This window comes from Rhodophyticola sp. CCM32, assembly GCF_004751985.1.
Taxonomy (GTDB): Bacteria; Pseudomonadota; Alphaproteobacteria; order Rhodobacterales; family Rhodobacteraceae; genus Rhodophyticola.
This window is the reverse complement of sequence record NZ_CP038492.1, coordinates 1,179,947-1,206,309: the sequence shown is the minus strand read 5'-3', so window position 1 is coordinate 1,206,309 and position 26,363 is coordinate 1,179,947. Positions and strand designations below refer to the sequence as shown.

At 57.2% G+C, this 26,363-nt stretch carries 24 protein-coding genes and 2 pseudogenes; 21 read left to right on the top strand and 5 right to left on the bottom strand.

The window, feature by feature from the left end; all coding sequences use genetic code 11:
* Positions 1–482 precede the first annotated feature (482 nt).
* A pseudogene (locus E2K80_RS19930) lies at positions 483–587 on the top strand (GntR family transcriptional regulator); the annotation flags it as partial.
* Positions 588–1,136 carry a GntR family transcriptional regulator gene (locus E2K80_RS05860; RefSeq protein WP_338014583.1) on the top strand — a complete coding sequence of 183 codons (549 nt, stop codon included), beginning with the start codon at positions 588–590 and terminating at the stop codon, positions 1,134–1,136.
* A gap of 57 nt (positions 1,137–1,193) precedes the next feature.
* Here E2K80_RS05860 and E2K80_RS05855 read toward each other — a convergent pair whose 3' ends face one another.
* From E2K80_RS05855 to E2K80_RS05840, 4 genes are all read right to left on the bottom strand, one after another.
* The gene (locus tag E2K80_RS05855; protein WP_135373629.1) at positions 1,194–2,186 is read right to left on the bottom strand and encodes a succinylglutamate desuccinylase/aspartoacylase family protein; all 993 of its coding nucleotides are present in this window, start codon (positions 2,184–2,186) and stop codon (positions 1,194–1,196) included.
* 42 nt (positions 2,187–2,228) lie between these two features.
* The gene (locus E2K80_RS05850) at positions 2,229–2,546 is read right to left on the bottom strand and encodes a Rieske 2Fe-2S domain-containing protein (protein ID WP_135373627.1); all 318 of its coding nucleotides are present in this window, start codon (positions 2,544–2,546) and stop codon (positions 2,229–2,231) included.
* The gene (locus tag E2K80_RS05845) at positions 2,536–3,510 is read right to left on the bottom strand and encodes a fatty acid desaturase family protein (protein WP_135373625.1); all 975 of its coding nucleotides are present in this window, start codon (positions 3,508–3,510) and stop codon (positions 2,536–2,538) included. Before E2K80_RS05845 ends, E2K80_RS05850 begins: the two co-directional genes overlap by 11 nt.
* Positions 3,511–3,579: 69 nt before the next feature.
* A complete protein-coding gene (locus E2K80_RS05840; protein WP_135373623.1) occupies positions 3,580–4,137 on the bottom strand; it encodes a helix-turn-helix domain-containing protein in 558 nt (185 codons plus the stop codon).
* Between the two features lie 336 nt (positions 4,138–4,473).
* Between E2K80_RS05840 and E2K80_RS05835 the strand changes: the two genes are divergently transcribed.
* The 3 genes from E2K80_RS05835 to E2K80_RS05825 are packed head-to-tail and all read left to right on the top strand — an operon-like array spanning position 4,474 to position 7,945.
* Positions 4,474–5,430, top strand: coding sequence for an ABC transporter permease (locus E2K80_RS05835; protein ID WP_135376492.1), 957 nt, complete (start codon positions 4,474–4,476; stop codon positions 5,428–5,430).
* Between the two features lie 4 nt (positions 5,431–5,434).
* Positions 5,435–6,292, top strand: coding sequence for an ABC transporter permease (locus E2K80_RS05830; protein WP_135373621.1), 858 nt, complete (start codon positions 5,435–5,437; stop codon positions 6,290–6,292).
* A gap of 3 nt (positions 6,293–6,295) precedes the next feature.
* Positions 6,296–7,945, top strand: a complete 1,650-nt coding sequence (locus tag E2K80_RS05825; RefSeq protein ID WP_135373619.1) for an ABC transporter ATP-binding protein — start codon at positions 6,296–6,298, stop codon at positions 7,943–7,945.
* A gap of 41 nt (positions 7,946–7,986) precedes the next feature.
* Here the strand turns inward: E2K80_RS05825 and E2K80_RS05820 are convergent, their stop codons facing one another.
* On the bottom strand, positions 7,987–8,856 hold the full coding sequence (locus E2K80_RS05820; protein ID WP_168193112.1) for a LysR substrate-binding domain-containing protein: 870 nt from the start codon (positions 8,854–8,856) through the stop codon (positions 7,987–7,989).
* Between the two features lie 217 nt (positions 8,857–9,073).
* On the opposite strand from E2K80_RS05820, the gene E2K80_RS05815 reads away from it, so the two are divergent.
* The 16 genes and pseudogenes from E2K80_RS05815 (at position 9,074) to E2K80_RS05745 (ending at position 26,139) form a co-directional block, all read left to right on the top strand.
* Positions 9,074–10,630, top strand: a complete 1,557-nt coding sequence (locus E2K80_RS05815; protein ID WP_135373616.1) for an ABC transporter substrate-binding protein — start codon at positions 9,074–9,076, stop codon at positions 10,628–10,630.
* A 76-nt stretch (positions 10,631–10,706) separates the two neighbouring features.
* Positions 10,707–12,077 carry an FAD-binding oxidoreductase gene (locus E2K80_RS05810; protein WP_135373614.1) on the top strand — a complete coding sequence of 457 codons (1,371 nt, stop codon included), beginning with the start codon at positions 10,707–10,709 and terminating at the stop codon, positions 12,075–12,077.
* 13 nt (positions 12,078–12,090) lie between these two features.
* Positions 12,091–13,215 carry an aminotransferase class I/II-fold pyridoxal phosphate-dependent enzyme gene (locus E2K80_RS05805; RefSeq protein WP_135373612.1) on the top strand — a complete coding sequence of 375 codons (1,125 nt, stop codon included), beginning with the start codon at positions 12,091–12,093 and terminating at the stop codon, positions 13,213–13,215.
* A 135-nt stretch (positions 13,216–13,350) separates the two neighbouring features.
* The gene (locus E2K80_RS05800; RefSeq protein WP_135373610.1) at positions 13,351–13,728 is read left to right on the top strand and encodes a hypothetical protein; all 378 of its coding nucleotides are present in this window, start codon (positions 13,351–13,353) and stop codon (positions 13,726–13,728) included.
* A 268-nt stretch (positions 13,729–13,996) separates the two neighbouring features.
* Positions 13,997–15,739, top strand: a complete 1,743-nt coding sequence (locus tag E2K80_RS05795) for a sensor histidine kinase (RefSeq protein ID WP_135373608.1) — start codon at positions 13,997–13,999, stop codon at positions 15,737–15,739.
* Positions 15,736–16,947: pseudogene (locus E2K80_RS20025) on the top strand (sigma 54-interacting transcriptional regulator); the annotation flags it as partial. The gene E2K80_RS05795 and the pseudogene E2K80_RS20025, both read left to right, overlap by 4 nt.
* A gap of 35 nt (positions 16,948–16,982) precedes the next feature.
* Positions 16,983–17,075, top strand: coding sequence for a hypothetical protein (locus E2K80_RS20020; protein WP_443216567.1), 93 nt, complete (start codon positions 16,983–16,985; stop codon positions 17,073–17,075).
* A gap of 121 nt (positions 17,076–17,196) precedes the next feature.
* Positions 17,197–18,210: a C4-dicarboxylate TRAP transporter substrate-binding protein gene (locus E2K80_RS05785; RefSeq protein ID WP_135373606.1), complete on the top strand. Its 1,014-nt coding sequence runs from the start codon at positions 17,197–17,199 to the stop codon at positions 18,208–18,210.
* Between the two features lie 59 nt (positions 18,211–18,269).
* The gene (locus tag E2K80_RS05780) at positions 18,270–18,908 is read left to right on the top strand and encodes a TRAP transporter small permease subunit (protein ID WP_135373605.1); all 639 of its coding nucleotides are present in this window, start codon (positions 18,270–18,272) and stop codon (positions 18,906–18,908) included.
* 81 nt (positions 18,909–18,989) lie between these two features.
* On the top strand, positions 18,990–20,408 hold the full coding sequence (locus E2K80_RS05775; protein ID WP_135376491.1) for a TRAP transporter large permease: 1,419 nt from the start codon (positions 18,990–18,992) through the stop codon (positions 20,406–20,408).
* A gap of 158 nt (positions 20,409–20,566) precedes the next feature.
* Positions 20,567–21,763: an ABC transporter substrate-binding protein gene (locus E2K80_RS05770; RefSeq protein WP_135373603.1), complete on the top strand. Its 1,197-nt coding sequence runs from the start codon at positions 20,567–20,569 to the stop codon at positions 21,761–21,763.
* A gap of 73 nt (positions 21,764–21,836) precedes the next feature.
* On the top strand, positions 21,837–22,616 hold the full coding sequence (locus E2K80_RS05765) for an ABC transporter ATP-binding protein (protein WP_135373601.1): 780 nt from the start codon (positions 21,837–21,839) through the stop codon (positions 22,614–22,616).
* Complete coding sequence (locus tag E2K80_RS05760; RefSeq protein WP_135373599.1) at positions 22,613–23,443, top strand: ABC transporter ATP-binding protein; 831 nt, start codon at positions 22,613–22,615, stop codon at positions 23,441–23,443. The genes E2K80_RS05765 and E2K80_RS05760 overlap by 4 nt, the downstream gene beginning before the upstream one ends.
* Complete coding sequence (locus E2K80_RS05755; protein ID WP_135373597.1) at positions 23,440–23,820, top strand: hypothetical protein; 381 nt, start codon at positions 23,440–23,442, stop codon at positions 23,818–23,820. The genes E2K80_RS05760 and E2K80_RS05755 overlap by 4 nt, the downstream gene beginning before the upstream one ends.
* 4 nt (positions 23,821–23,824) lie before the next feature.
* On the top strand, positions 23,825–24,835 hold the full coding sequence (locus E2K80_RS05750; protein ID WP_135373595.1) for a branched-chain amino acid ABC transporter permease: 1,011 nt from the start codon (positions 23,825–23,827) through the stop codon (positions 24,833–24,835).
* The gene (locus E2K80_RS05745) at positions 24,832–26,139 is read left to right on the top strand and encodes a branched-chain amino acid ABC transporter permease (protein WP_135373593.1); all 1,308 of its coding nucleotides are present in this window, start codon (positions 24,832–24,834) and stop codon (positions 26,137–26,139) included. The genes E2K80_RS05750 and E2K80_RS05745 overlap by 4 nt, the downstream gene beginning before the upstream one ends.
* Positions 26,140–26,363: the final 224 nt, after the last annotated feature.

Sequence of the window (26,363 nt, the reverse complement as noted above, 5' to 3'; positions counted from 1 at the left end):
TGGGGGCGGTTCGGGCGCTGCCCGGCGGTGCCGCCGGGCGTGAGCATGGTGCGGGGTGATTCAGGATTTCAGGCTAAAGCTCTAGGTGTTCAGTCCCAGAGAGATGGTACAGTTCCATCTCGATCTGAGAAGGATGCATTATGGGACAAGTTCTACACGGCAGCGCCACGATCCCATTGCCCGGCTGACATTTGGCGCAATCAATCAACAGGTTCTGCGCAGCTCGACTCAATCTTTCATCGAAATTGTCAATCACCACGGATCCTTTCGGTTGGCGCCGTTGTGGAAATTCCACGCCGTTTGAAAGACATATTGTTAAGTTCATTTCGCGGCCATCGAGACGTCACAATGGCTCCATCAGGTGCACTGATGAGGGTGGTGGTGGAGCCTTGTTGCATGTAGTCAAAACCACTTATAAGTACGGACATAAGAGAGTGGGAGGATCTGGTGCGCACGAGCTATCATGACGTTAAGGCGAGCATATTGGACCGCATACGGTCAGGTATCTGGCCGCCAGGGGGAACTTACCTGGTGAAATTGAACTGGCCGAAGAATTCGGGTGCGCGCGTGCCACGGTAAACCGCGCTATGCGCGAACTGGTTGACGAAGGCATTCTTGAACGCAAGCGTAAAGCTGGCACGAAGGTCAAATCATTCCCGACACGCCGCGCCCAGTTTTCGATCCCAATCATCGGAGAAGAGATTACGGATACGGGTGCGGCATATCGGTATAACCTCATCGAAAGACAGGTGATCACGTCCCCTGACTGGCTCAGATCACGCATGGATATTCCCAAAGGCACTGAAATCCTTCATCTTCAATGTATGCATTTTTCGGACAATAACCCGTATCAGTTCGAAGAACGCTGGATCAATCTGGCAGCAATTCCGCAAGCGAAGGAGTGTGACTTTGAAAACATTGGCCCCAACGAATGGCTTGTCCGAGAAGTGCCATTCACCGACGGCCGCTTGGTGTTTTCGGCGACAAATGCGTCAAGCAGGCTTGCCAAACTTCTTAACACCACGGACGGCACTGCAGTATTCACAGTCGAACGGATGACATGGCTGAACAAAAAGAACGTAACATATGCGCGGCTGTACTTTTCGCGCGATTACAAAATGACAAGCCATTTTTGACATCGCTGGTGCTTGGGTATTCAAGGCTCTTGCGACAGCAACCGACCGCGGTTGGTATCAATGATCCTGAACCACCAGCATAAGCATGTCACCGCGCTGAACATAGCCGCGGTTGGTGTGGGCCAGAACGACTCCGCTGTGAGGAAAGACAACGGTCTCGGGTGCGCGTTCTGGTTCTGAAATGTAATGCAATCTGCCAGCGGTCTGCCCTGCTTTCACAGATTGTCCCGCGCTTACCACGCGATCAAAGATACCCTCTCCGGTCGCATAGAGATTATGATCATCAGATTTGATCTCAACCAAATGTGGAGCCGGAGTTGCTAGGGCGTCCCCGTCTAGAACGCCAACATGGCGCAGCACAGAATATAGCCCGCTTTCGGCTGCATTGGTGATTTCCGGATCGACACCGCCACCACCGCCAAGCTCGGTTGCGATCATCGGTACGCCAGCTCGGGCTGCTGCACAATTCAGAGATCGGTAATCAACCATCCCGTTCAGAATCCAGACCAAGGGCAGCCCAAATGCCTTGGCCAAGTCCAGATTCCTCCTGAAAAGACCCCTGGCTTCGGTTTGGGTCGCCAAGGTGCAGGCTGCAAAAACAGACGCCTTTCCACCCGAATGCAGATCCACCGCAGCATCAGCCAAAGGAAGCAGTTCGGTCTCGACGTAATATGCAATTTGCTCGGTCACACCCCCCAAAGGATCCCCCGGAAACGCGCGGTTTAGATTTACACCGTCCAAGGGAGAAACCCGCGATGACGCTCTCATGGCCGGGAAATTCAGGCTTGGAACAATGATAATCTGACCCGTAAGCGCTGCGACATCCAAAATGTGCACCAAGCGCATCAGGGCCGAAGGCCCTTCGAACTCATCACCATGAGTGCCAGCAAACATCACGACAACCGGCCCGTCCCCATTTCTCAGGCTGATAATCGGTACAGCGTGATACCCTAGTGGAACAGAGTTGTCTGACCATTTTACCTTTAAGTCACCGATATTCTTGCCATCGGCAAACAAATCTATCGTCGGAATTATGTCGCTTTTCGTCATTGTGCTAGCCTCGCATAGTACAATTTGGAACGACAATTTTCGTCAGATATATATTTGAACATTGCCGTCCTGAACACGCGATTCCAGCATTCTGAGTTTGACGCGTGCAGGTGCGGCAAGTGCCTCGCCACTTCGGGCGTCAAACAGACCCTGATGCAGTGGGCATTCAATGGTTTTTCCATCAAAGTAGCCATCGCATAGATTGGCCGCCCCGTGTGTACACCGCGCCATAGAAACTGTGACACCCTCAACCGTATCAAAGACGGCAAGTTCGCGGGCCCCAAATTGCACCGGTGTCGCATCGCCTTTCATAAGGTCAGCGACTGGAATTATGTCTTGCCAGGATTTTTCACGTGCCACTGACCGCTTCCTCCACCGCGTCACTGCGTATTTTGCGGCCAGTCAACTGGCCTAAAATGTCGATATGAGCCCCGAGATACCCCCGTTCTTCAACCTGAATAACGGTCTTGAGCTTCTCATGTAGTTTGGGGAGCGCGAAAAACGGCACCGACGACGCATAGTGATGTTCGGCATGGTAGTTCATGTTCCAGCACAAGAATTGCATCGGTCTTGTCACGTAATTTGTACGGGTATTGTCGCTCATTTCCCTGACGCAGGGTTTGCCAACATGTTCAGTCATACGAATGAACCGCATGACAGGCTCGCCCAGCACAACGGGCAACCACCAGTACCAGACAGGTGCCCACCAGCCAGTCGCGGCACAAGCCAACACAATGGCGGCGTAACCGATCATCATCAGGCGTGCTTCCCAGAAGACGGTGTTATACTCTTCCTTCGGGATGAAGCGCCTTTCTTCATCGGTCAGGCGGCCCATGATATGGCGTCCGATTTCAGAAAATTTTGTCTTCCAATAAGGGATTGATGACAGGTACCAAAAATAGCCCGCAAGATTTTTGGGAAGCGGGATAAGTTCAGGGTCTTCGTCATGAAGCTGGGTATATGTGTGATGATCACAATGCTCGTATCTGAAATGTCTGTTCGGCAACATGATGATAAAGCCGCAGATATTGCCAAACAGGTCGTTCAGCCACCGTGTCTTGAAGACTGTGTAATGGCAGCATTCATGTTGCAGCGAAAAGTGATGCACCAGAATAACACCGTGCAGGAACATCGCAGGCCAAATAAGCAGCGTATCCGCTGTGAGGTAGATCAGGCTGCCTGTCGCCAGAAGTGCAACAACCCAAATCACAAGGTGACGCAAAGCAGGACCATTCGACCGCTGCATCAGGTTCTTTAACTCGGCACGGGTCAGTGTGCCATCATTCAGCGCCTGGGTGATCGGGGTAAGTACATTTGCCGCCATGAGTCCCGCTCCAATAGAAATTTGCAGATTATCCTATCATGAAAATTTTCTATTTCAACGAAAATCGCCCTACTCCAATATAACCGTCAGAAACGTCACGGGGCCACCTGAAAGCCCTTCGGGACCGTGCGGCATTTCGCTGTCGAACGTTATGGAATCGCCGGGTGACAACGGGTATCTGTCGTTCCCAATGCAGTAGGTCATTTTGCCCTTCATCATATGGATGAATTCGATCCCCGGATGCAGGAACATTGGCTGCCCTTCCGCAGTTTCCTCTATCGTGATCAGGTAACATTTGGCTTCTGATCCATTTGCGGCGGCGCTTCCGATAAGCTGGTAGGTGTGACCATAGGTGCTGCCGCTCCGACGCATTTCGATCCCGTGGTTGGCCTTGACATATGAAACTTCTTTGCGCTCAACCGTTGTGGCAAAGAGATTTGCGATTGGCACGCCAAGACTTGCGGCCAATGCCTCTAGCGTTGACAGCGACGCGGAAACCTGACCGCGTTCGATCTTTGAAATCATCGCGGTCGAGACGCCAGATTTTTTTGAAAACTCGGCAAGTGTCAAAGTCTGGGATGTCCGCAACAATCGAACGGCATCCCCGACCTTTTGTTCAAGATCCATTGTCTGTCTGTTCCTTCCAGCAAGTGCCGCACACCCGATCCTAAAGCACCCTGCCTGAAACTTGAATCACAAATGCCCTGCCACGCTTCGCGTTCCCGGGACATTTGTGATGCGCGATGTTTCAGGTTTAAGGCAGCATGCTATAGTCGATGGTGTCTGGAACGCATAGGGCTGACCAAAGCGGCCAGCCCCATGCAAATGTGTTGTGTTGAGGCAGCAGCGCCGCAAGAAATCTAAACAGTAGCCCAGACATTCTGCTCTTGCCGATGTTGCCGTAGTTTGATGGCCTCCGTATGGTCTAGATATAATCGCATATCGCATATGAAAGTGTTCCTGATGGGTTCGATTCTGAATATCATTCTGAAACGACTTTTGACTGGCCTGCTGACGTTATGGATCGTCACGGTTGTCATTTTTGCCGCTATCGAATTATTGCCGGGCGACGTCGCGACAGAAACGTTGGGTCAGGCCGCGACCGAAGAAAGCCTTGCAGCGTTCCGCGAAAGATACGACCTGAACCGGCCCGTTCATGAACGATACTTCTCGTGGCTGTTCAACGCGGCCACAGGCGACTTCGGCATCTCTCTCACAAACCAGCGCCCGATCTCGGAACTGATCGGGCAGCGTGTTGCAAACACCTTTTTTCTAGCCGGGTTCGCAGCCGCCATTGCCGTCCCGATCGCAGTTGTGTCAGGTATGCTGGCCGCGCTTTACAACGGTTCCGTCTTTGACCGCGTGTTATCAAGCTCAACACTCGCTGCGATTTCTTTCCCGGAATTTTTCATCGCCTATATCCTGATCCTGGTGTTTTCGGTCTGGCTGGGGTGGTTTCCAAGTCTTGCAAATGTCGATGCCGACACAGCGTTGGGTGAACGATTATACAAAACGTTTCTACCCGCAATGACGCTGACATTGATCGTGCTGGCCTACATGATGCGGATGACCCGGGCTGCGATTTTGAATCTTTTGGCGCTGCCATATATCGAGATGGCCCACCTGAAGGGGATCAAGCGGTGGCGTGTCATCGCCGTGCACGCGCTTCCGAACGCGCTTGCCCCGATCATCAACGTCATTGCCCTGAATCTGGCTTATCTCATTGTCGGCGTTGTGCTGGTTGAGACTGTGTTTGTGTATCCGGGTCTTGGCCAAATTCTTGTGGATTCTGTTTCCAGCAGGGACGTCACCGTTGTTCAGGCGGCCTGTCTCATTTTTGCTGCGACCTACATTCTGCTCAATTTGACAGCGGATATTCTGTCGATCATCGCCAATCCCCGCTTGTTACATCCGAGATAGCATGATGCATGATTTTATACGCCAGTTCCGTGATGCACCCGTGTCTGCATGGATCGGAATAGCTATCGTGGTTTTCTACGCGTTTGTGGCATTGGCGGCGCCACTGCTTGCGCCCTTCGCTGAAAGTGATGCTGCGGGTGGCCAATATCAGCCCTGGGCAGCACCCTACTATCTGGGGACGGATGCTCTTGGAAGGGATGTGTTGTCCCGGCTGATTTACGGGGCGCGTAACACCGTCGGGATTGCGCTGGCGACAACGATATTGGCCTTTACCTTGGGTGCCACCGTTGGCCTGCTATCGGCAACGATTGGTGGAAGGTTCGACGGTTTGTGTTCGCGCCTTGTGGATGTGCTCATGGCCATTCCGCCATTGATTTTTGCTTTGCTGGTTCTGACAATCACCGGGACTTCTGTCATCTCGCTGGTTCTGGTCATTGCCGTTCTGGACAGTACACGCGTGTTCCGCCTCTCCCGCGCTGTGGCGCAGGGGGTCTTGACGATGGACTATATCGAAGTCGCGCGGATGCGTGGCGAAGGTCTGTTCTGGTTGATCAGCAAAGAGGTATTGCCAAATGTCGCGGCACCGCTGGTCGCCGAATTCGGCCTGCGGTTCTGCTTTGTGTTCCTGTTCATCTCGGCTTTATCATTTCTGGGCCTTGGCCTTCAGCCGCCAATGGCGGACTGGGGGAGCATGGTCCGCGACAGCGCAAAGCTCATCGCATTTGCCAATTTTTCCAGCTGGCAGGCCACGACATTTGGTCTGGCGCCGCTATTGCCCGCGGGGGCCATCGCTTTGCTGACCATCGGCGTCAATCTGATTGTGGATTGGGTTTTGCACATGTCCTCCGGGATCAAGGAATAAGTCATGTCCGAAAAACTGCTTGAAATGAAAGATATCTGGATCGAAGGGCGCTCGGACCGGGTCTGGAAACCCATTATCAAAGGTGTTGATCTGACCCTGAACCGGGGTGAGGTCCTTGGGCTGATTGGCGAAAGCGGCGCTGGAAAATCGACGCTTGGACTGGCCGGGATGGGCTATACCAAAGGTGGCTGTCGCATCAGCAACGGGTCCATCAGGTTTGAAGGTCAGGAACTGGTCGGCGCATCGTCCGAAACCCTCCGTCAGCTCAGAGGCGCGCGTATCGCATATGTTGCACAATCGGCTGCGGCTGCGTTCAACCCTGCCTACAAGCTCATCAATCAATATTGCGAAGCACCGGTCAAACACGAAGTCATGTCGCAAGAAGAGGCGCGGTCAGATGCGATCGAGCTGTATCGCAAGATGCGGCTGCCCAATCCTGACGAAATCGGTTTCCGATACCCGCATCAGGTATCCGGTGGCCAGCTACAACGCGCCATGACTGCAATGGCAATGGCCTGTCGCCCGGATCTCATAATCTTTGATGAGCCGACAACCGCGCTTGACGTGACCACGCAGATTGAGGTGCTGGCGGCGATCCGTGACATTGTGCGCGAGTATAACACCTCTGCGATCTACATCACCCATGACTTGGCAGTCGTGGCGCAAATGGCGGATCGTATCAAAGTTCTGTTGCGCGGCGAGGAAGTTGAAGAGGCTACTGCCAAAGAGATGTTGGCCAACCCGCAACAGGATTACACCAAGTCACTTTGGGCCGTTCGCGAGTTTCGACGTGAGCCGCCCATTGCCCAAAAAGAAGACACAGGTCCACTGCTGAAAGTCCGGAACATCACTGCCAAATATGGGACATTGACCGTTTTGGACGATATCAACTTGGTCATCGAGCGTGGCCGGACAGTTGCGATTGTCGGCGAAAGCGGGTCTGGAAAATCCACTTTGGCCAGGGTGATCATGGGGCTTTTGCCGCCAGTCCAGGGCCAGGTCGACTTTAACGGGACCGAACTGCCTAAATCCAACAAATATCGGTCTCCCGGATTGCAGCGCCATATTCAGATGATCCACCAAATGGCGGATACGGCGCTGAACCCAAAACAACGCATCCGCGAGGTTATTGGACGGCCGTTGGAATTTTTCCTGGGGCTAAAGGGCGCGGCAAAGGAAGCGCGCATCCGAGAGCTGCTGACCCTTATCGAATTGAACCCCGATGAATTCATCAACCGGCTTCCGTCCGAGCTTTCAGGCGGTCAAAAACAGCGGGTTTGTATTGCGCGCGCCCTAGCTGCCGAACCCGATTTCATTATTTGCGACGAGGTCACCTCGGCGCTTGATCAACTGGTCGCTGATGGCGTCTTGCGATTGCTCGACAAACTGCAGCGCCAGATGAACCTGACCTATATGTTCATCACCCACGACTTGGCGACCGTGCAATCCATTGCAGATGATGTTGTCGTGATGAAAAACGGCGTGATTGTCGAGCAAGGCCCAAAAAATGAAGTTTTTGCGCCCCCTCACAAAGAGTATACGGAACTATTGCTGTCGTCGGTTCCTGACATGGATACTGAATGGTTAACGAAACTCTTGCACGAGCGCGGCGTGACGTTCGTAGAGGCCGGCGGGCAAGACAGCAAAACTTGACCTTCGGGCACAGTTTGACATCGGGCTGAAACGGCCAGGTTTCAGCGCGTGTCCGCAAGCAGCCAGTTTAGGAACTCGCGCGCCTTGGTGTGCTGCAGTGTCGTTTCACCCCAACAGATGAAATAGGATTCCGGCAAAGGAATTGATTTTTCGGACAGCCTGACCAAACGCCCCAGCTCGATATCAGTGGCGACCAGCGAGGATTGAGCCAAAACGATACCCTGCCCGTTGGCGACGGATTCCAAGGCTGAACTTGAAATCGAATGAACGGACAGGGCATTTTGCAAATCGTCAGCGACGCCATATTCTCTGAGCCAGTCTCGTAGCCTTGGAACGCTCGCGTAGGCTGGGCCCCAATCGATATCAACCCAAGGTAATTGCCCCAGATTACATTCATCCCGGGCAATCGGATATTTCTCCAAAAAGCATGGAGAGCAAACCGGGAAACACTCATCCCTGAAGAGCACGCGCGAATGGGCATATTTCTCGGAAAGATCACCGTATGTAAGTCGAAACATCTGGTCAAAGAAAAGCAGATCGGGTTCGATCTGAGTGGCCACGATGCGGATCGTGATATCTTGGTGAAGCGCCTGAAATTTGTGCAAACGTGGATTTAGCCACTTTAACAGCATGGTAGGCAGGCCTGAAATGTGAACCTCTTCATGTACCATCTGATGGGAAAGAAGATGTTGAGCCGTATCAAGCTTTTCAAACGCCAGCTCGAGGGCGTTGTGATAGGAATTCCCCGTTGGTGTAAGCGAAGCTCTGCGCCCGTCTTTCATAATGAGCGGCATTTCCAGATAATCTTCCAATATCTTGAGCTGCTGGCTGATTGCCCCTGAGGTCACCCCAAGCTCCTTGGCGGCCGCACTGACCGACCCCAGTCGGCCGAAGCATTCAAAGACCTGCATTGAACGAAGTGGAGGAAGAGACGTACGCATCAAGAGGTGATTCGACTTCCCTTTCACTGGGCGTGATAGAATTACTAAACAATAGGGCAGGAAAACTGGTTTGTCATCCCCTAATGACGATACGTACAATAATAAAACTGGACATAATAAATCCACAAGTTGCGTCGCTGTTGGCCGCTTTCGACACGGGCGAAGCAAACCAATAGGAGAGAGATATATGGACTTTTCGACGAATAGACGCAGCTTGTTACTCGGAGCGGGTGCTCTTGGGGCTACCACGCTCGTAGGGGTGTCAGGGCAGCCCCTGCGCGCCGAGACACCGACGCCAGGTGGCACGTTCCGGCTTGGAATTGGCAGCTTTGATTCAGGCGAAACGCTTGATCCTCAGGTCGCCGAGACCAAATTCATGCAGAATCTGCAATGGCAACTGCGTAACAATCTGATTGAAGTCGGGGCCGGCGGTGTCATGGTCCCCGAACTGGCAACCAGTTGGGAAGCAAATGATGATCTGACGGTTTGGACGATCAGGCTGCGCCAGGGAGTCGAATTCCACAACGGCAAAACGTTTGATGCCGATGACGTGGTGTTCTCGATCAACTTGCATCGTGGTGAAGATTCGTTGTCGCAGATCAAAGCACTTGTATCCGTCATAACCGATGTTCAGGCGACCGCATCCGACGAAGTGACGATTACCCTAGACGGTCCAAATGCCGGCTTCCCGCCGATCCTTGCCTTGACCGGGATGTATATGGTCCCTGCGAATGACCTTGATTTTGACACGGGAATCGGCACAGGCCCCTATATTCTTGATGTATATGAACCCGGTGTAAAATCTGTTGTGCGCAAGAATCCAAATTACTGGAAATCCGATCGGGCACATTTTGACTCGGTTGAGATGTTTGCAATCGGAGACGTCAACGCACGCACGACTGCGTTGCAAACCGGCGAAGTTGACGCAATCAATTCGGTTGATCCGACAACGGCTAACCTCGTCGGAATGTTGCCCGGCATTGATTTGATCCAAACGCAGGGCAAGGTGCATTACTGCTTTAGTATGGACACCACTGACCCGCTCTTTTCCGATGTCCGCGTTCGCAAAGCTATGAAGCTCGCCATTGACCGCGAAGATATGGTTGAAAAAATACTGAACGGATATGGGTCTGTCGCGAATGATCAGCCGATTTCGACAGCGTATGAATACCACGATGCAAGCATCGAACAGCACGAATATGATCCTGAACAGGCCATGTCGTTGCTGAATGCTGCCGGGGCGGAAGGCCTGACAGTCACGTTGCATGCGTCCGACGCCCCATTCACTGGCGCTGTTGATGCGGCGGTGCTTTACAGCGAACATGCCAGGGCAGCCGGCATCAATATCGAAGTGGCGCGTGAACCGCTGGATGGATACTGGTCGAACATCTGGTACAAAAAGCCGCTGTTTGCGTCCCGTTGGTCCGGGCGCGCAAGCGAAGACCTGATGTTGTCGCTGGCCTTCTCAAGTGCCTCCCTTGGCAGCTACAATGAAACCTCCTGGGACAATGCCGCGTTCAATGCTGCTCTTCTTGCTGCGCGCAGCGAAACCGATGATGCAAGGCGCCGTGAACTCTATTCGGAATGTCAGCGGTTGGTGTCCGAAGACGGTGGCATGATTGCTCCGGTCTGGGCTGATTTCCTGGATGCGAAATCAAGCACAGTTTCCACAGGGGACGCGATCTCTGGCGATTGGGATCTTGACGGGAGCCGCTGCGCCGAACGCTGGTGGTTCAACGCCTGAAGCGTTTTCTATTGCAGACCGGAGGCGGCTGACAACAGCCGTCTCCGGTCGCGACCCCGCCAAGAAAGCCCATTAAATGACTGACCGCCTGACACCGCTTTTGAACGTTTTAAAGGGGGAGTTCGGTGACAGGCTTTTAACGTCTTATGCCGTGCGCGAACAGCATGGCAGCGGCGAAAGTCATCTGCCGCCTGCCTTGCCTGACGCGGTTGTCATGGTGCGCTCAACCCAAGAGGTTTCAACGCTTCTTAAGGCTTGCTCTGACCATCGGGTTCCGGTCATCCCCTTTGGGGCCGGGTCATCAGTCGAAGGTCAAATTCACGCACCATTTGGTGGGATCAGCATCGATCTTTCTGCGATGGACGAGATCCTTTCGGTGAATGAAGAAGATATGGATTGCAGCGTACAATGCGGTGTCACCCGGCAAACACTGAATGAATATCTGCGCGCAACAGGTCTGTTTTTCCCCGTCGACCTGGGCGCCCATGCCACGCTTGGCGGGATGGCCGCCACCCGTGCATCAGGCACGACAACCGTGCGCTACGGCTCTATGCGCAACCTTGTGCTTGGCCTGACGGTTGTCATGCCAGACGGTGAAATCATCAAGACAGGGAGCCGCGCCCGAAAATCCTCGGCCGGCTATGACCTGACCCGCATGTTCGTTGGGTCCGAAGGAACACTTGGGATCATTACCGAGGTCAGCCTGCGGCTGTTTGGCATTCCCGAAACGTCGCAGACCGCCATGTGCAGTTTTGAGACACTCGAAGACGCCACTCAGACAGTTGTCATGGCGATGCAATGCGGGCTGGCGCTAAACCGGATAGAACTGGCGGACATTTTGCAGATGCAGGCCATCAACAGCTATTCCAAGTCCGACCTGCCGGAAAGCCCGACAATCTGGATCGAAATGACGGGGTCTTCTGTTGCGGTGCAACATGATATGGAGGTTTTTGAAGGCCTGGCCGAAACGGCCCTGCGTTTTGAACCCGCCACAACGGCTGAAGATGCTGCCAGGCTATGGCGGCTCAGGCACGATGCGGTTTACGCATCCCGTGCATTGCGCCCGGGCATCAAGGGGATATCCACTGATGTCTGCGTCCCAATTTCACAATTGCCCGGCTGCATAAACACGATTCAGGACGTTATTGCCAAGACGACTATTCTTGCCCCGCTCATCGGCCATGTCGGTGACGGCAATTTTCACCTCGTTTTGCTTTACGATCCCCAGGACCCCGACGAAGCTCGCGATGCCCAGATGATCAGCAAAGAGCTTGTCGAGATGGCCCAGAGCATGGGTGGCACCTGCACGGGGGAACATGGCGTTGGTTTGGGCAAGAAGGCCTATTTGCCAGCCGAACACGGCCCCGCGCTTGGTGTCATGCGACGCATCAAACATGCTTTGGACCCGCTGAATATCATGAATCCCGGTAAAATTTTTGACGATTAGGAAATCACATCCCATGCCAAAGCAATTGCCAGACAGCGCGATCCGGCCAGAAGTCGCCAATTTGCCCGACTATAACGCGGGCGTTGCGCTGGATCGTTTTCGCGACACATATGGCATTGAATGTGTGGCCAAGCTCGATAGCAACGAAAGCCCGCTGGGCCCGTCTCCAAACGCGATTAAGGCTATGCAAGACGCCGCTCTGGGGGTTGCGCGCTATCCTGACGCTGCGAACCAGGCATTACGGGCACTGATTGCAAAACAGAACAAGACCGTACCCGAAAACGTCATCATCGGAAATGGCTCCGAAGACCTTATTGGTGCGATCTTTCGCGCGGTCATACGCCCTGACGACCATGTGGTGACAATCTGCCCAAGCTTTGGTCTGCATGAATTCGGCGCACTGACATTTGGCGCGACTGTGACCAAGGTGGTGTTTAAGGACGATTGGTCATTCCCGGTTGCGGGTTTGTGTGAGGCGTTAGACGCCGAAACACGTATCCTGATATTTTCATCGCCAAGCAATCCGGTTGGACCGGCAATCAAGGAACAGGAATTTCGCGACATCCTTGCGCATGCGAACCCTGACACGTTGATTTGCCTTGACGAGGCCTATGTCGAATTCATTGACGCCGCCAACAAGTTTGACGCGCTGGCCATTTTGGCCGAGGCCCGCCAGCCCTGGATCGCATTGCGGACATTTTCAAAGGCCTATGGGCTTGCCGGTGCGCGGGTCGGGTATGGAATTGCCAGCGATCCGGCGTTCATCAAGGCCCTGATGAAAACACGTAATCCGTTCGGCGTGAACGCATTGGCAGGATCGGCCGCTATCGTGGCTCTTGCCGATCAGACTCATTTGTCCAAAGTTCTGAACCTTGCCAAGACCGAACGCGCACGCATCGCCGCAGCACTTGAAGCGATGGGGTTTGTCTGTGCACCCAGTCAGACCAATTTTGTCTTTTTCAACACCGGCGTGACGGCGACCAAGGTGGCCGAAGCATTGCGGCTAAAAGGTATCCTGATCAAGGCGTGGCTAGAGCCGCCTTTCCTCAACTGGGCCCGTGTCACATCAGGCACCCCGCAAGAGAACGACATATTCCTTGCCGCTCTGTCGACGATCAAATCTGAATTGGATATCTAAAGCGAAATCGTTTAATCTGCACCATCGCTCATCGAAATTCGCGTTCGAGATCAGCAGTTTGCTGACCCGGAGGCAGAGAATTTTGATACAGGTTAAACGATTTCTGCTTTAGGGTCCTGACCCTAGGATGGTGGAATGAACCTGATATCATACATCTCAATTGCCTATGGCTGCGCTTGCGTCGGCGTCATCGGGTTTCAGCTTGCCCTGATCGCGGGGGCTCCCTGGGGAGCATTGACCCAGGGTGGAAAAAATGAAGGTGCTCTGCCGTCAGCCGGGCGCATTGCCGCTTTCGTCTCGATCTTTGTGGTCGCAGCCATGGCATGCGCAATTCTGTCTGCGGCCGGACTGTGGCCGCAATGGCCCAATTGGACAAAGTGGGTGGCACTGACAGTCCAATGCTTGGTGACTGTCCTGAACTGGATCACGCCTTCAAAACCGGAGAGGACGCTTTGGGGGCCGCTGACATCGATCATGCTGGCGCTCGCAGTTCTGGTGGTGTTCGCCGCCTGATTGCGGTCCTCAGCCAAACATGGGTTTGAACCCTGCGATCCGCCCAAATGACAGATTTCCCATATTCCTCGTTTTGCATCACTGTCATGACATGAAGGTCAAAACCGTCTGACGTTCAACACTGCGGGAGAGGATCGTTCAGCATCATCAATCCGGTGCCAAGCTTGTGCTGGCAGAACCGGACGGGGTATGAAAACCTGAGCTTCGTTTCGCAGGATACCAGAACACATTGGACAACCCCGCCCGAACACAGGACATAAAGCCCGCCATGCAGCATTTTCGCGAATGGGGTGTGCTTATCGTGTTTGTCATTGCTGTTGCACTGGCCACCTTCGCGACATGGGTCGTCTCGCATCTGTATTTCATTTCCGAAGAGATCCAGCGCGCCGAGGCCAGGCTGTCGCTTTACCGAAGCACCGTATTGGCAGAGGTTGAGCGGTTCGAGCATCTGACGCTGGTTCTGTCCGTCGATCCGTTCGTGCTGGAGGCGCTTGTCTCGGCCCCGACCGATGCATTGAATCGGCGGCTGGCGGCATTCACCGAAGCCGCCGGGCTTGATGCCATCTTTCTGATGCAGTCAGACGGGGAAACGATTGCGGCCTCTAACGCCGGGCAGCCCGGCAGTTTCCTGGGGGAGAATTACAGCTTCCGCCCCTATTTCCAGCAGGCTCTGGCAGGAGGGCACGGCACCTTTTACGGCATCGGGGCAACAACCGGCCTGCCCGGGTATTTCATCGCCGACCCGGTTCGTGGCCCGGCGGGCAACGTGATCGGCGTGGTCGCCCTCAAGATCAGTCTGGCCCCTTTCGAGCAAAGCTGGCGCGATGCCGGGGAGCAGGTGTTTCTGGCCAACCGGCAGGATGTGGTGCTGCTGGCCTCGGATGCGGGGTGGCGCTACAGCAGCCTTGATCCCCTGTCCGAGGAAGAACGGGCCCGGATCGCGGACACCCGACAGTTCACCGGTCAGGCCCTCGACATGCTGGACTGGTCCGTTGACGCCGAAAACACCCGTGCCCGGATCGACGGTGAGGAGAGGTTGCATCTGGTCAGTGATGCCCTGCCGCATGGCTGGCGCCTGCATTATCTGGCGCCGGATGACCGGGCGGTCACCCGGGCCTCGCTTGCCTCTGGCAGTGTTGTCGTTCTTGCGGTGCTGGCATTGCTGATTGCGCAATACCAGCGCGGGCAAAGACTGGGTGCGGCCCTGCGGCGGTCCGAAGAGGAGGAAAAGGCCCTGCGGCGCGCCAATACGGCGCTTGCCCGCGAGATCGAAGAGCGCCGCCATGCCGAACGCTGCCTGGAAGAAACCCGGGAGGAGCTTGACCGTGCAAGCCGGCTGGCCGCGCTTGGCCAGTTATCGGCTTCGGTGACCCATGAACTGGGTCAGCCCATTGCGGCGATGCGCAATCATCTGACCGCGGCCGAGATGACCGGGCGCAACGGCGATCTGACCGGTGTGATCGGCGGTCTGGTGGACCGGATGGAGGGGATCACGCGACAGCTCAAATTCTTCGCCCGGTCCGATGGAGACGCCTTTGAGGATATCGACCTGCGCGACTGTGTTGCCGCCGTTCTTGACCTGATGGCGCCGAATATCGAAGCCGGGGATGTGCAGGTCACCTATGAGCCGCCGGATCAGCCCCCGGTCATCCGGGGCGCGCGGCTGAGGATCGAGCAGGTTCTGACGAACCTGATCCGCAACGCTCTGGACGCGATGGAGGATGTGGAGGCGCAGGAGCTGTCCATTTGTCTCGGGCAGGATGACACCGCGATCTGGGCCGAGATCGCCGATACGGGCCATGGTCTGGGTGATGCGACGCTGACCGAATTGCGCGAACCTTTCGTGACCACCCGGGCAAGCGGGCAAGGGATGGGCCTGGGCCTGGCCATCTCATCGGGCATCCTTGAAGATCATGGCGGGCGGCTTGAGGCGCGCAATGGCGCTGGCGGCGGCGCCGTTTTCCGGGTGATCCTGCCCCGTCCCGAGATCCGTGAGCTGGCCGCCCAATGACGTCGGAACCGCCATTTCGCATACTTGTCGTGGACGATGACCGGGCCATGCGCCAATCGCTTGTCGAGTTGCTGGAGGCTGCCGGCTGGCGGGTGACCGAAGTTTCGCGCGCCGAACATGTGGCCGCGAAACTGGCGGAATTCGACGCCGATGTGATCCTGTCCGATGTGCGGATGCCGGGCATGTCCGGGCTTGATCTGCTGCGCAGCCTCACCCCGGACAGCGACATTCCGCTGGTGCTGATCTCGGCCCATGGCGATATTCCGGTGGCGGTGGAGGCGATACAGGCCGGAGCCTATTCCTTCGTGGAAAAACCCTATGAGCCGCGTCGTCTTCTGTCGATCCTGCGCCACGCGGCAGAACAGAACCGGATGCGCGTGGTCAACAGCCGGTTGCGCGCGCGCCTGATGGAACTCTCGGGGCTCGACCGGGTTCTGATCGGTGAGACGCAGGTGGCGCGCAACCTGCGCCGGGACATTCTGGCCCTGGCCGATATGCCTGCGCCGGTTCTGATCCTGGGCGAAACCGGCACCGGCAAGGATCTGGTTGCCCGTGCGCTGCACGATCTGGGGCCGCATGCCGAGCGGCCATTTGTTGCGGTCAACTGCGCCTTGCTGTCGCCCGAGCGTTTCGTCACCGAGATGTTCGGCGTGGCCGGTGGCCCGGGCGGGCGCATCGTGCAATCAGATGGCGGGACATTGTTCCTTGATGAGGTCTGCGCCTGCCCCCGGATGTTCAGGCGCGGTTTCTGCGTGTTCTCGAAGAAGGCTCGGTGACGCCCGAAGGCGCCGGGTCGCCGGTTCCGGTGACCCTCCGCGTGATCTCGGCCACCAATGAAGACATCGAAAAAGCGGTGTCCGAAAAACGGTTCCGCGAAGACCTCTATTATCGGCTGAACACATTCACCCTGAACCTGCCTCCGCTCAGGCTGCGGCGGGATGATCTGAAACCCCTGCTTATGCATTTCCTGCAGGATCTTGCGCAGATCTACGAGATCACCCCACCCGATCTGACCGCGGACGATCTGGCAGCCGTTCTTGCCCATGACTGGCCCGGAAATGTGCGTGAGCTGCGCAGTGTCGCGGAACGCCATCTTATGGCCGCGCGCCGGGGCACCGGCTCTGTCGCCGAGGCGATTGCCCCCGGCCAGCCCCATGGCCCCCTGCCCGACACCCTGCGTTCTGCCGTGGCGGCGCTTGAGCGGGATCTGATCAGCAAGGCGATCATTTCACATCAGGGGCGGATGGATGCCGTCGCCGATGCGCTTGGCATCGGACGGCGTACCCTGAACGAAAAGATCGTCAAGCTTGGCCTCGACAAGGACGCGCTTCTGTAAATTCTGCGGAAATCCGCAGGGCAATTCAGGTATCTGTCGCGGATTTCTTCATAAACAGGTGACCAAACGTCCGAAATACTTTTCAATATACATACTCTGCATGACAACTAGGGAGGTCCTCATGCACAAGCTTTTAAGCCGGACGGCTCTTGCAACCCTTGCCTTGACCATAGGCACCGAAGCCATGGCCACGGAATGGAACGTGTCCCTCTGGGGGCAGCGCCGCGCCTTTACCGAACATGTGCATCATCTTGCCGATGCGGTGGCCGAGGCGACGGGTGGTGAATTCACCATGAACATTTCCTATGGCGGGTTGTCAAACAATCGCGAAAACCTTGACGGGATTTCCATCGGCGCTTTCGAGATGGCGCAATTCTGTGCGGGCTATCACCGCGACAAGAACCCCAGCATCACCGTGCTTGAACTGCCTTTGATGGGGGTGTCGACGCTGGAAGAAGAGGTGGCCGTCAGCCATGCGGTCTATGCGCATCCGGCAGTGCAGGCCGATTTGGGCCGCTGGAATGCACGCCTTCTGATGACCTCCCCGATGCCGCAATACAATATTGTCGGCACCGGGGAGCCGCGCGACACAATTGCCGCATTCGACGGTATGCGGGTGCGGGCCACGGGTGGCATTGGCCAATTGTTCGAAAGCGTGGGCGCCGTGCCCACATCGGTGACCGCATCCGAGGCGTATAACGCGATGGAAAGCGGCGTTGTCGATACGGTGGCCTTTGCGCCGCATGCGCATTTGAGCTTCCGGACCATTGATATCGCCGACTGGTGGACCGAAAATCTGAACCCCGGCACGGTGAACTGCCCGGTTGTCGTCAACACCGACGCCTATGACGCGCTCAGCGATGAAGAACGTGCAGCACTTGACGGGGCGGTGGAAGGTGCGATCCAGCATTATCTCGACAATTACGCGGACCTGCTGGAACAATGGGACAGCGTGCTGGCAGAGCGCGAGGTCACGCGGGTGACAATCGCCGATGCGGAACTGGCACTTCTGGCCGAAAATGCCGCCCCCATCCATGCCGCCTGGATCGAACAGATGACCTCTCAGGGCCTGCCGGCACAGGAGTTGTATGATCTGGTTCAGGCCACGCTGGCCGAACACCGCGCCAGCAACTGACCCCATACCGGCCCCGGAGAAAACCTTCGGGGCCGACCTTTCCTGACGGGTTTTTACACATGTCCACCCCTTCCGCGGTTCTGACCGATGACAGCAGGCTTTCATGGCTTGACCAATTCTTGCTGAAGCTTGAAGCGCGGCTGAACCTGATTGGCGGGCTGGTGATTTTCCTGCTTGTCCTGATGGCGGTCAGCAATGTGTTTGGCCGCAAACTCTTCAACACACCGGTGCCCGGCTATGTCGACTGGACACAGCAATTGATGGCGGCCTTTGCCTTTCTGGGGCTGGCCTATTGCCAGCGCGAAGGCGGGCATATTCGCATGGATATCGTCGTCACACGCCTGCACGGGCGTATCCTGTGGTTTGCCGAATGGCTGTCGACCCTGTTCATGCTGATCCTGACCACAGCGCTGATCTATGGCGCATGGTTTCACTTTCTGCGCAGCTTCGATCTGAATGCGCCGAATTTCTCACGCGACAGTTCCATTGATATCGGCCTGCCGCTTTGGCCCGCCAAGCTGATCGTGCCGATTGCGCTGGTGGTGCTCTGGCTGCGGCTGGTCCTGCAGCTATGGGGCTATTGGCGGGCCCTGCGCAGCGGGGAGGCCGCGCCCGTGGCCGTGCCCCTGCCCGATGATCCGATGACCCAGGCCGCCCGTGAGGCGGAAACCGTCAGCGGGCGGGAGGCAGATCAATGACCCGTTTTTCACCCGGACCCGCATCCGCATATCGCGCCCCTGCCCCCGGAAAGGCTCTCTGAGGTGGACAATATTCTTGACATGCGCGCCCTGCTTGACGGCGTCGATATCTTTACCGTGTCTCTCTGGCTGTCCGGACTTTTGCTGCTGCTGGTGCTGATCGGCGTGCGCGTGGCCTTTGCTGCGGCCTTTGTAGGGATGCTGGGCCTGTGCCTGTATTTCATGCAGCGCCAGGGGTTTGACCGGGGCCTGGTCACCGCGCTCAAACTGGCGGGCCAGGTGCCCCATTCCAAGGCCACGGGCTATGCGCTCAGCCTGATCCCCACCTTCATTCTGATCGGGTATCTGGCCTATTACGCAGGCCTGACCAAAGCCCTGTTCGAGGCCGCGAAACGATGGGTCGGCTGGCTGCCCGGCGGGCTTGGCGTGGCTACGGTTTTTGCCACCGCCGGGTTTGCCGCCGTCTCCGGCGCATCGGTTGCCACCTCTGCGGTTTTCGCGCGGATCGCGATCCCCGAAATGCTGAAGCTCAACTATGACAAGGCCTTTGCGGCGGGTGTTGTGGCCGCCGGGGGCACATTGGCGTCGCTTATTCCGCCCTCGGCCATTCTGGTCATCTACGCGATCATTGTGGAGGAAAGCGTCGGCAAGCTGCTGCTGGCCGGTTTCATCCCCGGCATGGTCTCGGCGCTGATCTATGCGGGCCTTGTGATCGGAATGGCCAAATACCGCAAAACCCTGGGCCCGCCGGTCAGCGGGTTCACCTGGGGCGAACGGTTTGCATCCCTTCCCGGCGCGCTCCCGATCCTGTTTGTGGTCTTCATCATCATCTTCTCGATCTATTACCGGGGCGAAGACGGGGCCTGGGCCACGCCGACCGAGGCCGGCGCGCTTGGGGCCTTTGTGGTTCTGATCATGGCGCTGTGGAAAGGTATGAAATGGGGGCAGCTTCGATCCGCCCTGATGGAGGCCGCAAAACTTACCGTCATGATCTTCGCAATGATCTGGGGCGTGCTGATCTATGTCCGCTTCCTGGGCTTCGCCCAATTGCCCGATCATTTCGCCGGTTTCATCGCCGGGCTGGAAATGTCGCCCTATCTGGTGCTTCTGATGATCCTGGGGGCCTATGTGATCCTTGGCATGTTCATGGATGCCATCGGCATGCTGATCCTGACCCTGCCGGTGACCTTTCCCGCGATCATGGCGCTGAATGGCGGCCCTGACATCACCCGCGAGATGTCGGCCTTTGGCATGACCTCCGAGGAATGCGCCATCTGGTTCGGCATCATCGTGGTGAAAATGGCCGAGCTTTGTCTGATCACGCCGCCGATTGGCCTGAACTGTTTTGTCGTCGCAGGCGTGGCCCAGGACAGCAAACTGCCGATCTCGGTTCAGGATGTCTTTCGCGGCGCCACCCCGTTTTTCGGGGCTGATGTGGTCACCGTCGGCGTTCTGATCGCCTTTCCCGGCATTGTGCTCTGGCTTCCAGGCCTCGTCTAGCGGGTGATGAAAAAACCACCGAACGGCTGCTCAACAGGTCATTCATACCATCCGATGTATCGAGGCATTTGCTGCCTGCGATTGCCTCTTTTAAATCCTTCCGACGCGGATTATCGTTACTTCATGACGGGTTTTCGGATCCAAACAGGGAGAATAAAATGAAAAAACTTCTGCTGGCCTCAACGGCCACCGCAGTCATGGCCACCTCTGCATTTGCCGATGGTCATGCCGATGCTGTCTCTATTGGCGTTATCCTGGGCTTTACCGGCCCAATTGAATCTCTGGCCCCCGCGATGGCCGCCGGGGCCGAACTGGCCATGTCGGAAGTCACCGATAGCGGCAATCTGATGGATGGCATGACCGTCAATTCGGTCCGCGCCGACAGCACCTGCATCGACGCCGCCGCCGCAACCGCCGCCGCCGAACGTCTGATCACCTCGGATGGTGTGGCGGGGATCATGGGCGCGGATTGTTCCGGTGTGACCACCGCGATCCTGTCCAATGTCGCAATTCCGAACGGCGTTGCCATGGTGTCGCCCTCGGCCACCTCGCCGGCGCTGTCCACGGTTGAAGACAATGGTCTTTTCTTCCGCACCGCCCCCTCTGATGCGCGTCAGGGGCAGGTGATGACCGATGTGATCATGGATCGTGGCATTGAAGAGGTCGCCGTGACCTACACCAATAACGATTATGGTCTGGGTCTGGCCGACAGCTTTGCCGCAGCATTTGAGGCCGCCGGTGGCACCGTGACGCTTGTCGCGGCCCATGAAGACGGTCGCGCCGATTACTCGGCCGAAGTCGGCGCATTGGCCGCTGCCGGTGGCGACGTGCTTGTGGTTGCGGGGTATGTGGACCAGGGCGGCTCCGGCATTGTGCAGGCAGCGCTGGATTCCGGTGCGTTTGATACATTTGTCTTCCCCGACGGGATGATCAGCCAGGCGCTGACCGACAATTTCGGCAGCGATATCGACGGGTCCTTCGGGCAGCACCCGGGCACTGACAGCGAAGGCGCCGGCATCTATCACGACATGGCCGAAGCCGCCGGGTTTGACGGCACCTCGCCCTTCTCCAAGGAAAGCTATGACGCGGCTGCGCTGATCATGCTGGCGATGCAGGCCGCAGGGTCCACCGCATCGGCGGATTATGCCGAACATATCATGGATGTGGCGAATGCCCCGGGCGAACCGATCCAGCCGGGTGAACTTGGCCGCGCGCTGGAACTGATCGCAGCGGGTGAGGATATCGATTATCAGGGTGCCTCGGCGGTTGAGCTGATCGGACCCGGCGAAAGCGCTGGCAACTATCGTGAGGTCGTTATCGAAGGCGGTGAGATCGCCACGGTTCAGTATCGCTGATCCGCAGTGGTAAAACGCAATTTGGAACAGCCCGGTCTTAAACCGGGCTGCTTCATTTGGGGTATAGGCATATATGATTGTCGTTGAAGACCTGCACAAACATTTCGGCGGGTTCCATGCCGTTGATGGGGCATCCCTGACCATTGAAACCGGGTCGATCACCGGGCTCGTGGGGCCGAATGGCGCCGGAAAAACTACTCTTTTCAATGTGATTGCGGGCGTTCTTCCCCCAACCTCCGGGCGGGTGGTGATGGATGGCGAAGACATCACCGGCCTGCCGCCCCATGAATTATTTGCCCGCGGGCTGCTGCGCACCTTTCAGATCGCCCATGAGTTCAGCTCGATGACCGTGCGCGAAAACCTGATGATGGTGCCCGGCACGCAATCAGGTGAATCGCTCTGGAATGCCTGGCTCAGACGCGGCAGGATCGCGCAGGAGGAACGCGCCCTGGCACAAAAGGCCGATGAGGTTCTGGAGTTTCTGACCATCGACCATCTGTCGGATGAAAAGGCCGGAAACCTATCGGGCGGACAGAAGAAACTGCTGGAGCTTGGCCGCACGATGATGGTCGATGCCAAGATCGTTTTTCTTGATGAGGTCGGGGCCGGTGTGAACCGCACCCTTCTGAACACGATCGGTGATGCCATCCAGCGCCTCAATATCGAGCGCGGCTATACCTTCTGCATGATCGAACATGATATGGATTTCATCGGCCGGCTCTGTGACCCGGTGATCGTCATGGCCGAGGGCCATGTGCTGTCCGAAGGCACGATTGACGAGATCAAGGCCAATGAACAGGTGATCGAGGCTTATCTGGGCACCGGTTTGAAAAACAAGGTGGCCAGCGTATGACCGGCTCTTCCTATGACGAGGATCGCGGCAACAAGGACCGGTCGATCACCAAACCGACCCCGCCTGGCATGGGCGACCCGGTGAAACTCGGTGGTCATTCCCACAAGGTGGCAGGTAAAAACCCGTTTCTGATCGGCCGCGCGATGACCGGCGGCTATGGCGCGGGGGCGGATATCCTCCATGGTTGCACCATTGCCGTGGAACCCGGTGAAATCGCGGTGATTGTCGGGCCCAATGGCGCGGGCAAATCCACGGCGATGAAGGCGGTTTTCGGCATGCTGAACCTGCGCCAGGGTGAGGTGCTGCTGGATGGCGAGGAGATCACCGAACTGACGCCGCAGGACCGGGTGGGCAAGGGCATGGGTTTTGTGCCCCAGACCTCGAATATCTTCACCTCGCTGACGGTCGAGGAAAATCTGGAGATGGGCGCTTTCATCCGCCGCGACGATATCTCGGGCACGATGGAACAGGTCTATGACCTGTTCCCGATCCTCAGGGAAAAACGGTTTCAGGCGGCAGGCGAGCTTTCCGGCGGGCAGCGCCAGCAGGTGGCGGTGGGGCGCGCCCTGATGACCAAACCCAAGGTTCTGATGCTGGATGAACCGACCGCAGGTGTCTCCCCCATCGTGATGGATGAGCTGTTTGACCGGATTATCGAGGTGGCCCGCACAGGCATCCCGATCCTGATGGTGGAGCAGAATGCCCGTCAGGCGCTGGAGATCGCCGATAAGGGCTATGTTCTGGTGCAGGGCCGCAATGCGTTTTCCGGCACCGGCAAGGAACTTCTGGCCGATCCCGAAGTCCGCAAGAGCTTTCTGGGCGGATGAAGGGCCTGTACGCTTCCGCCGCCCTGCTTGGCCCCTTGCTTGGCCTTGCCGCCGCGCCATGCCAGGCCGAACCCTGGGCCTGTGCCTTCACCGTGGAATGTATTGCCGGGGAGGCCTGCCTGGCCGCCGCCTATGAGGTCGATATTCTGGCCGCCGATCATGAGGGGCGGCTGTTTCTGTCCAGCATCGTCGCCGACACCCCCGCCACCCGGCTGACCGCTGAAAAGGCACGCCCGGCCAGCTATGCCGGGATCAGCGGTGACGGTCTGGCGGAAATGATCACGATCAGGGCGGACAGCACCGCACGGATGACGGCCCATATGTTCGATGGCCCGGCTATGGCCATCACTTATTTCGGAACCTGCGAGGCTTTGTAGAGACATGGATTTTCTGAACGCCATCGTGGCACTCGCCAATTTCGTCATCATCCCGGCCACCGCCTATGGCGCGCAACTGGCGCTTGGGGCTTTGGGGGTGACGCTGATCTACGGGATCCTGCGGTTTTCCAACTTTGCCCATGGCGACACGATGGCCTTCGGCGCCATGGTGACCATTCTGGTGACCTGGGCCTTGCAGGGGGCGGGTGTATCGCTTGGGCCTTTGCCGACCGCGCTTCTGGCCCTGCCCGCAGGGATCGTGGCCACCGGTCTGCTGGTGATCGGCACGGACCGGGTGGTCTATCGGTTCTACCGGGCGCATAAGGCCAAACCGGTGATCTATGTCATCGCATCGCTTGGGGTGATGTTCATCATGAACGGGGTGGTGCGGTTTATCATCGGCGTCGATGATCAGCGGTTTGCCGATGGGGAGCGGTTTATCATCTCGGCGCGCACCTTCCGCAACCTGACCGGGCTGGATGAGGGTCTGGCCTTGCGCACCAGCCAGGGGCTGACCATCGTGATCGCGATCATCGCGGTGATGCTGCTGTTCTGGTTTCTCAACCGCACGCGCACGGGCAAATCCATGCGGGCGTTTTCCGACAATGAGGATCTGGCCCTGCTGTCGGGCATCAACCCGGAACGGGTGGTGCTGTATACCTGGCTGATCGTGGCGGCGCTGGCGACCACCGCAGGGGTGCTTTACGGGCTCGATAAAAGCTTCAAACCCTTCACCTATTTCCAGCTGCTTCTGCCGATCTTCGCCTCGGCGATTGTCGGCGGGCTGGGCAACCCGTTGGGGGCCATCCTTGGCGGGTTTGTCATCGCCTTTTCCGAGATCAGCATCACCTATGCGTTCCGCAAAGTGGTGGGTTATCTGCTTCCCGAGGCCTGGGAGCCCGATGGGCTGCTGCAACTTCTGTCAACCGATTACAAATTCGCGGTCAGCTTCGGCATTCTGCTGATCGTGCTTTTGTTCCGGCCCACGGGCATCATGAAAGGCAAATCAATATGACGGCCGGATCCCCCAAAACCGTTCTGCTGTTTGCCTTTGTGACCGTGCTGTTCATCGGCACCGGGTTCATGCAATCCTGGAACACCGCGCTGACCATTTTCAACATGGGTCTGATCTCGGCGATCATGGCGCTTGGGGTGAATATGCAATGGGGCTATGCGGGGCTGTTCAATGTCGGTGTGATGGGGTTTGTCGCACTTGGCGGGCTGGCGGCGGTGCTGGTCTCGATGCCACCCGTGGGTGAGGCCTGGGCGGCGGGCGGGGCGAAGGTGCTTGCCGGTCTGGCGCTTGGGGCCGCAACCATCATCGGGGCGATTCTGGTCTGGCAGAAAATGCCCCCCGGGCGCCTGCGCGGCCTGGCGGTTCCGGCTGTTCTGGTGGCCGGGTTCTTCATTTTCCGCGCGGTTTTCGATCAGGGTGTTGATGCGGTTGAAAGCATTGACCCGGCCCTGACCGGGTATCTTGGCGGTCTTGGCCTGCCGATTGTTCTGGCCTGGCCTGTGGGCGGGCTGCTGGCAGCGGGCGCGGCCTGGATCATCGGCAAGACCGCCCTTGGCCTGCGGTCGGATTATCTGGCCATTGCCACCCTTGGCATCGCCGAGATCATCATCTCGGTCATGAAGAACGAAGACTGGCTGGGCCGGGGGGTGAAAAATGTCACCGCCCTGCCCCGGCCCGTGCCGTACGAGGTGGAGCTTCAGGCAAGTGACTGGTTTTTGTCCCTGACAGGTCAGTTTGGGGTCAACCCAGTCACAACCTCATCGATCCTTGTGAAACTGTCTTATGCAGGCCTGTTCATTCTGGTCCTTCTGGTGCTGATCTGGCTGTCGGAAAAGGCCCTGAACTCCCCCTGGGGGCGGATGATGCGGGCGATCCGCGACAATGAGGTTTCGGCCTCGGCCATGGGCAAGAACGTCAAGGCGCGGCATTTGCAGATCTTCATTCTGGGCTCGGCTGTCTGCGGGCTGGCCGGGGCGATGATGACCACGCTGGACGGGCAGTTGGTGCCAAGCAGCTATCAGCCCCTGCGCTTCACTTTTCTGGTCTGGGTGATGGTGATTGTGGGCGGGTCCGGCAATAACTGGGGCGCGGTTCTGGGCGGGTTCCTGATCTGGTGGCTGTGGATTCAGGTGGAACCGATCGGACTTCTGCTGATGCAGGTGATCACCTCGGGCATGGTCGAAGACAACGGGCTGCGCATTCACCTGCTGGAATCGGCCGCCTATATGCGATTGCTGACCATGGGGCTGATCCTGCTGCTGGTGCTGCGGTTCAGCCCGCGCGGGTTGATCCCCGAACGCTAAGCCGCAGGGAGCAGGATTTCTCGAGAAATCCGTGTGGAAAACGCGCGTTTTCCACCCAGCCTTTACAGCATGCTGCCTTAAACCTAAGACATCGCGCATCACAAATGTCCCGGGAACGCGAAGCGTGGCAGGGCATTTGTGATTCAAGTTTAAGGCAGGGTGCTTTAGCGGTTTGCGTTTGATCTGTATCGAAAACCGCTGCCTCTCCCCTTCGGGTCGAACGC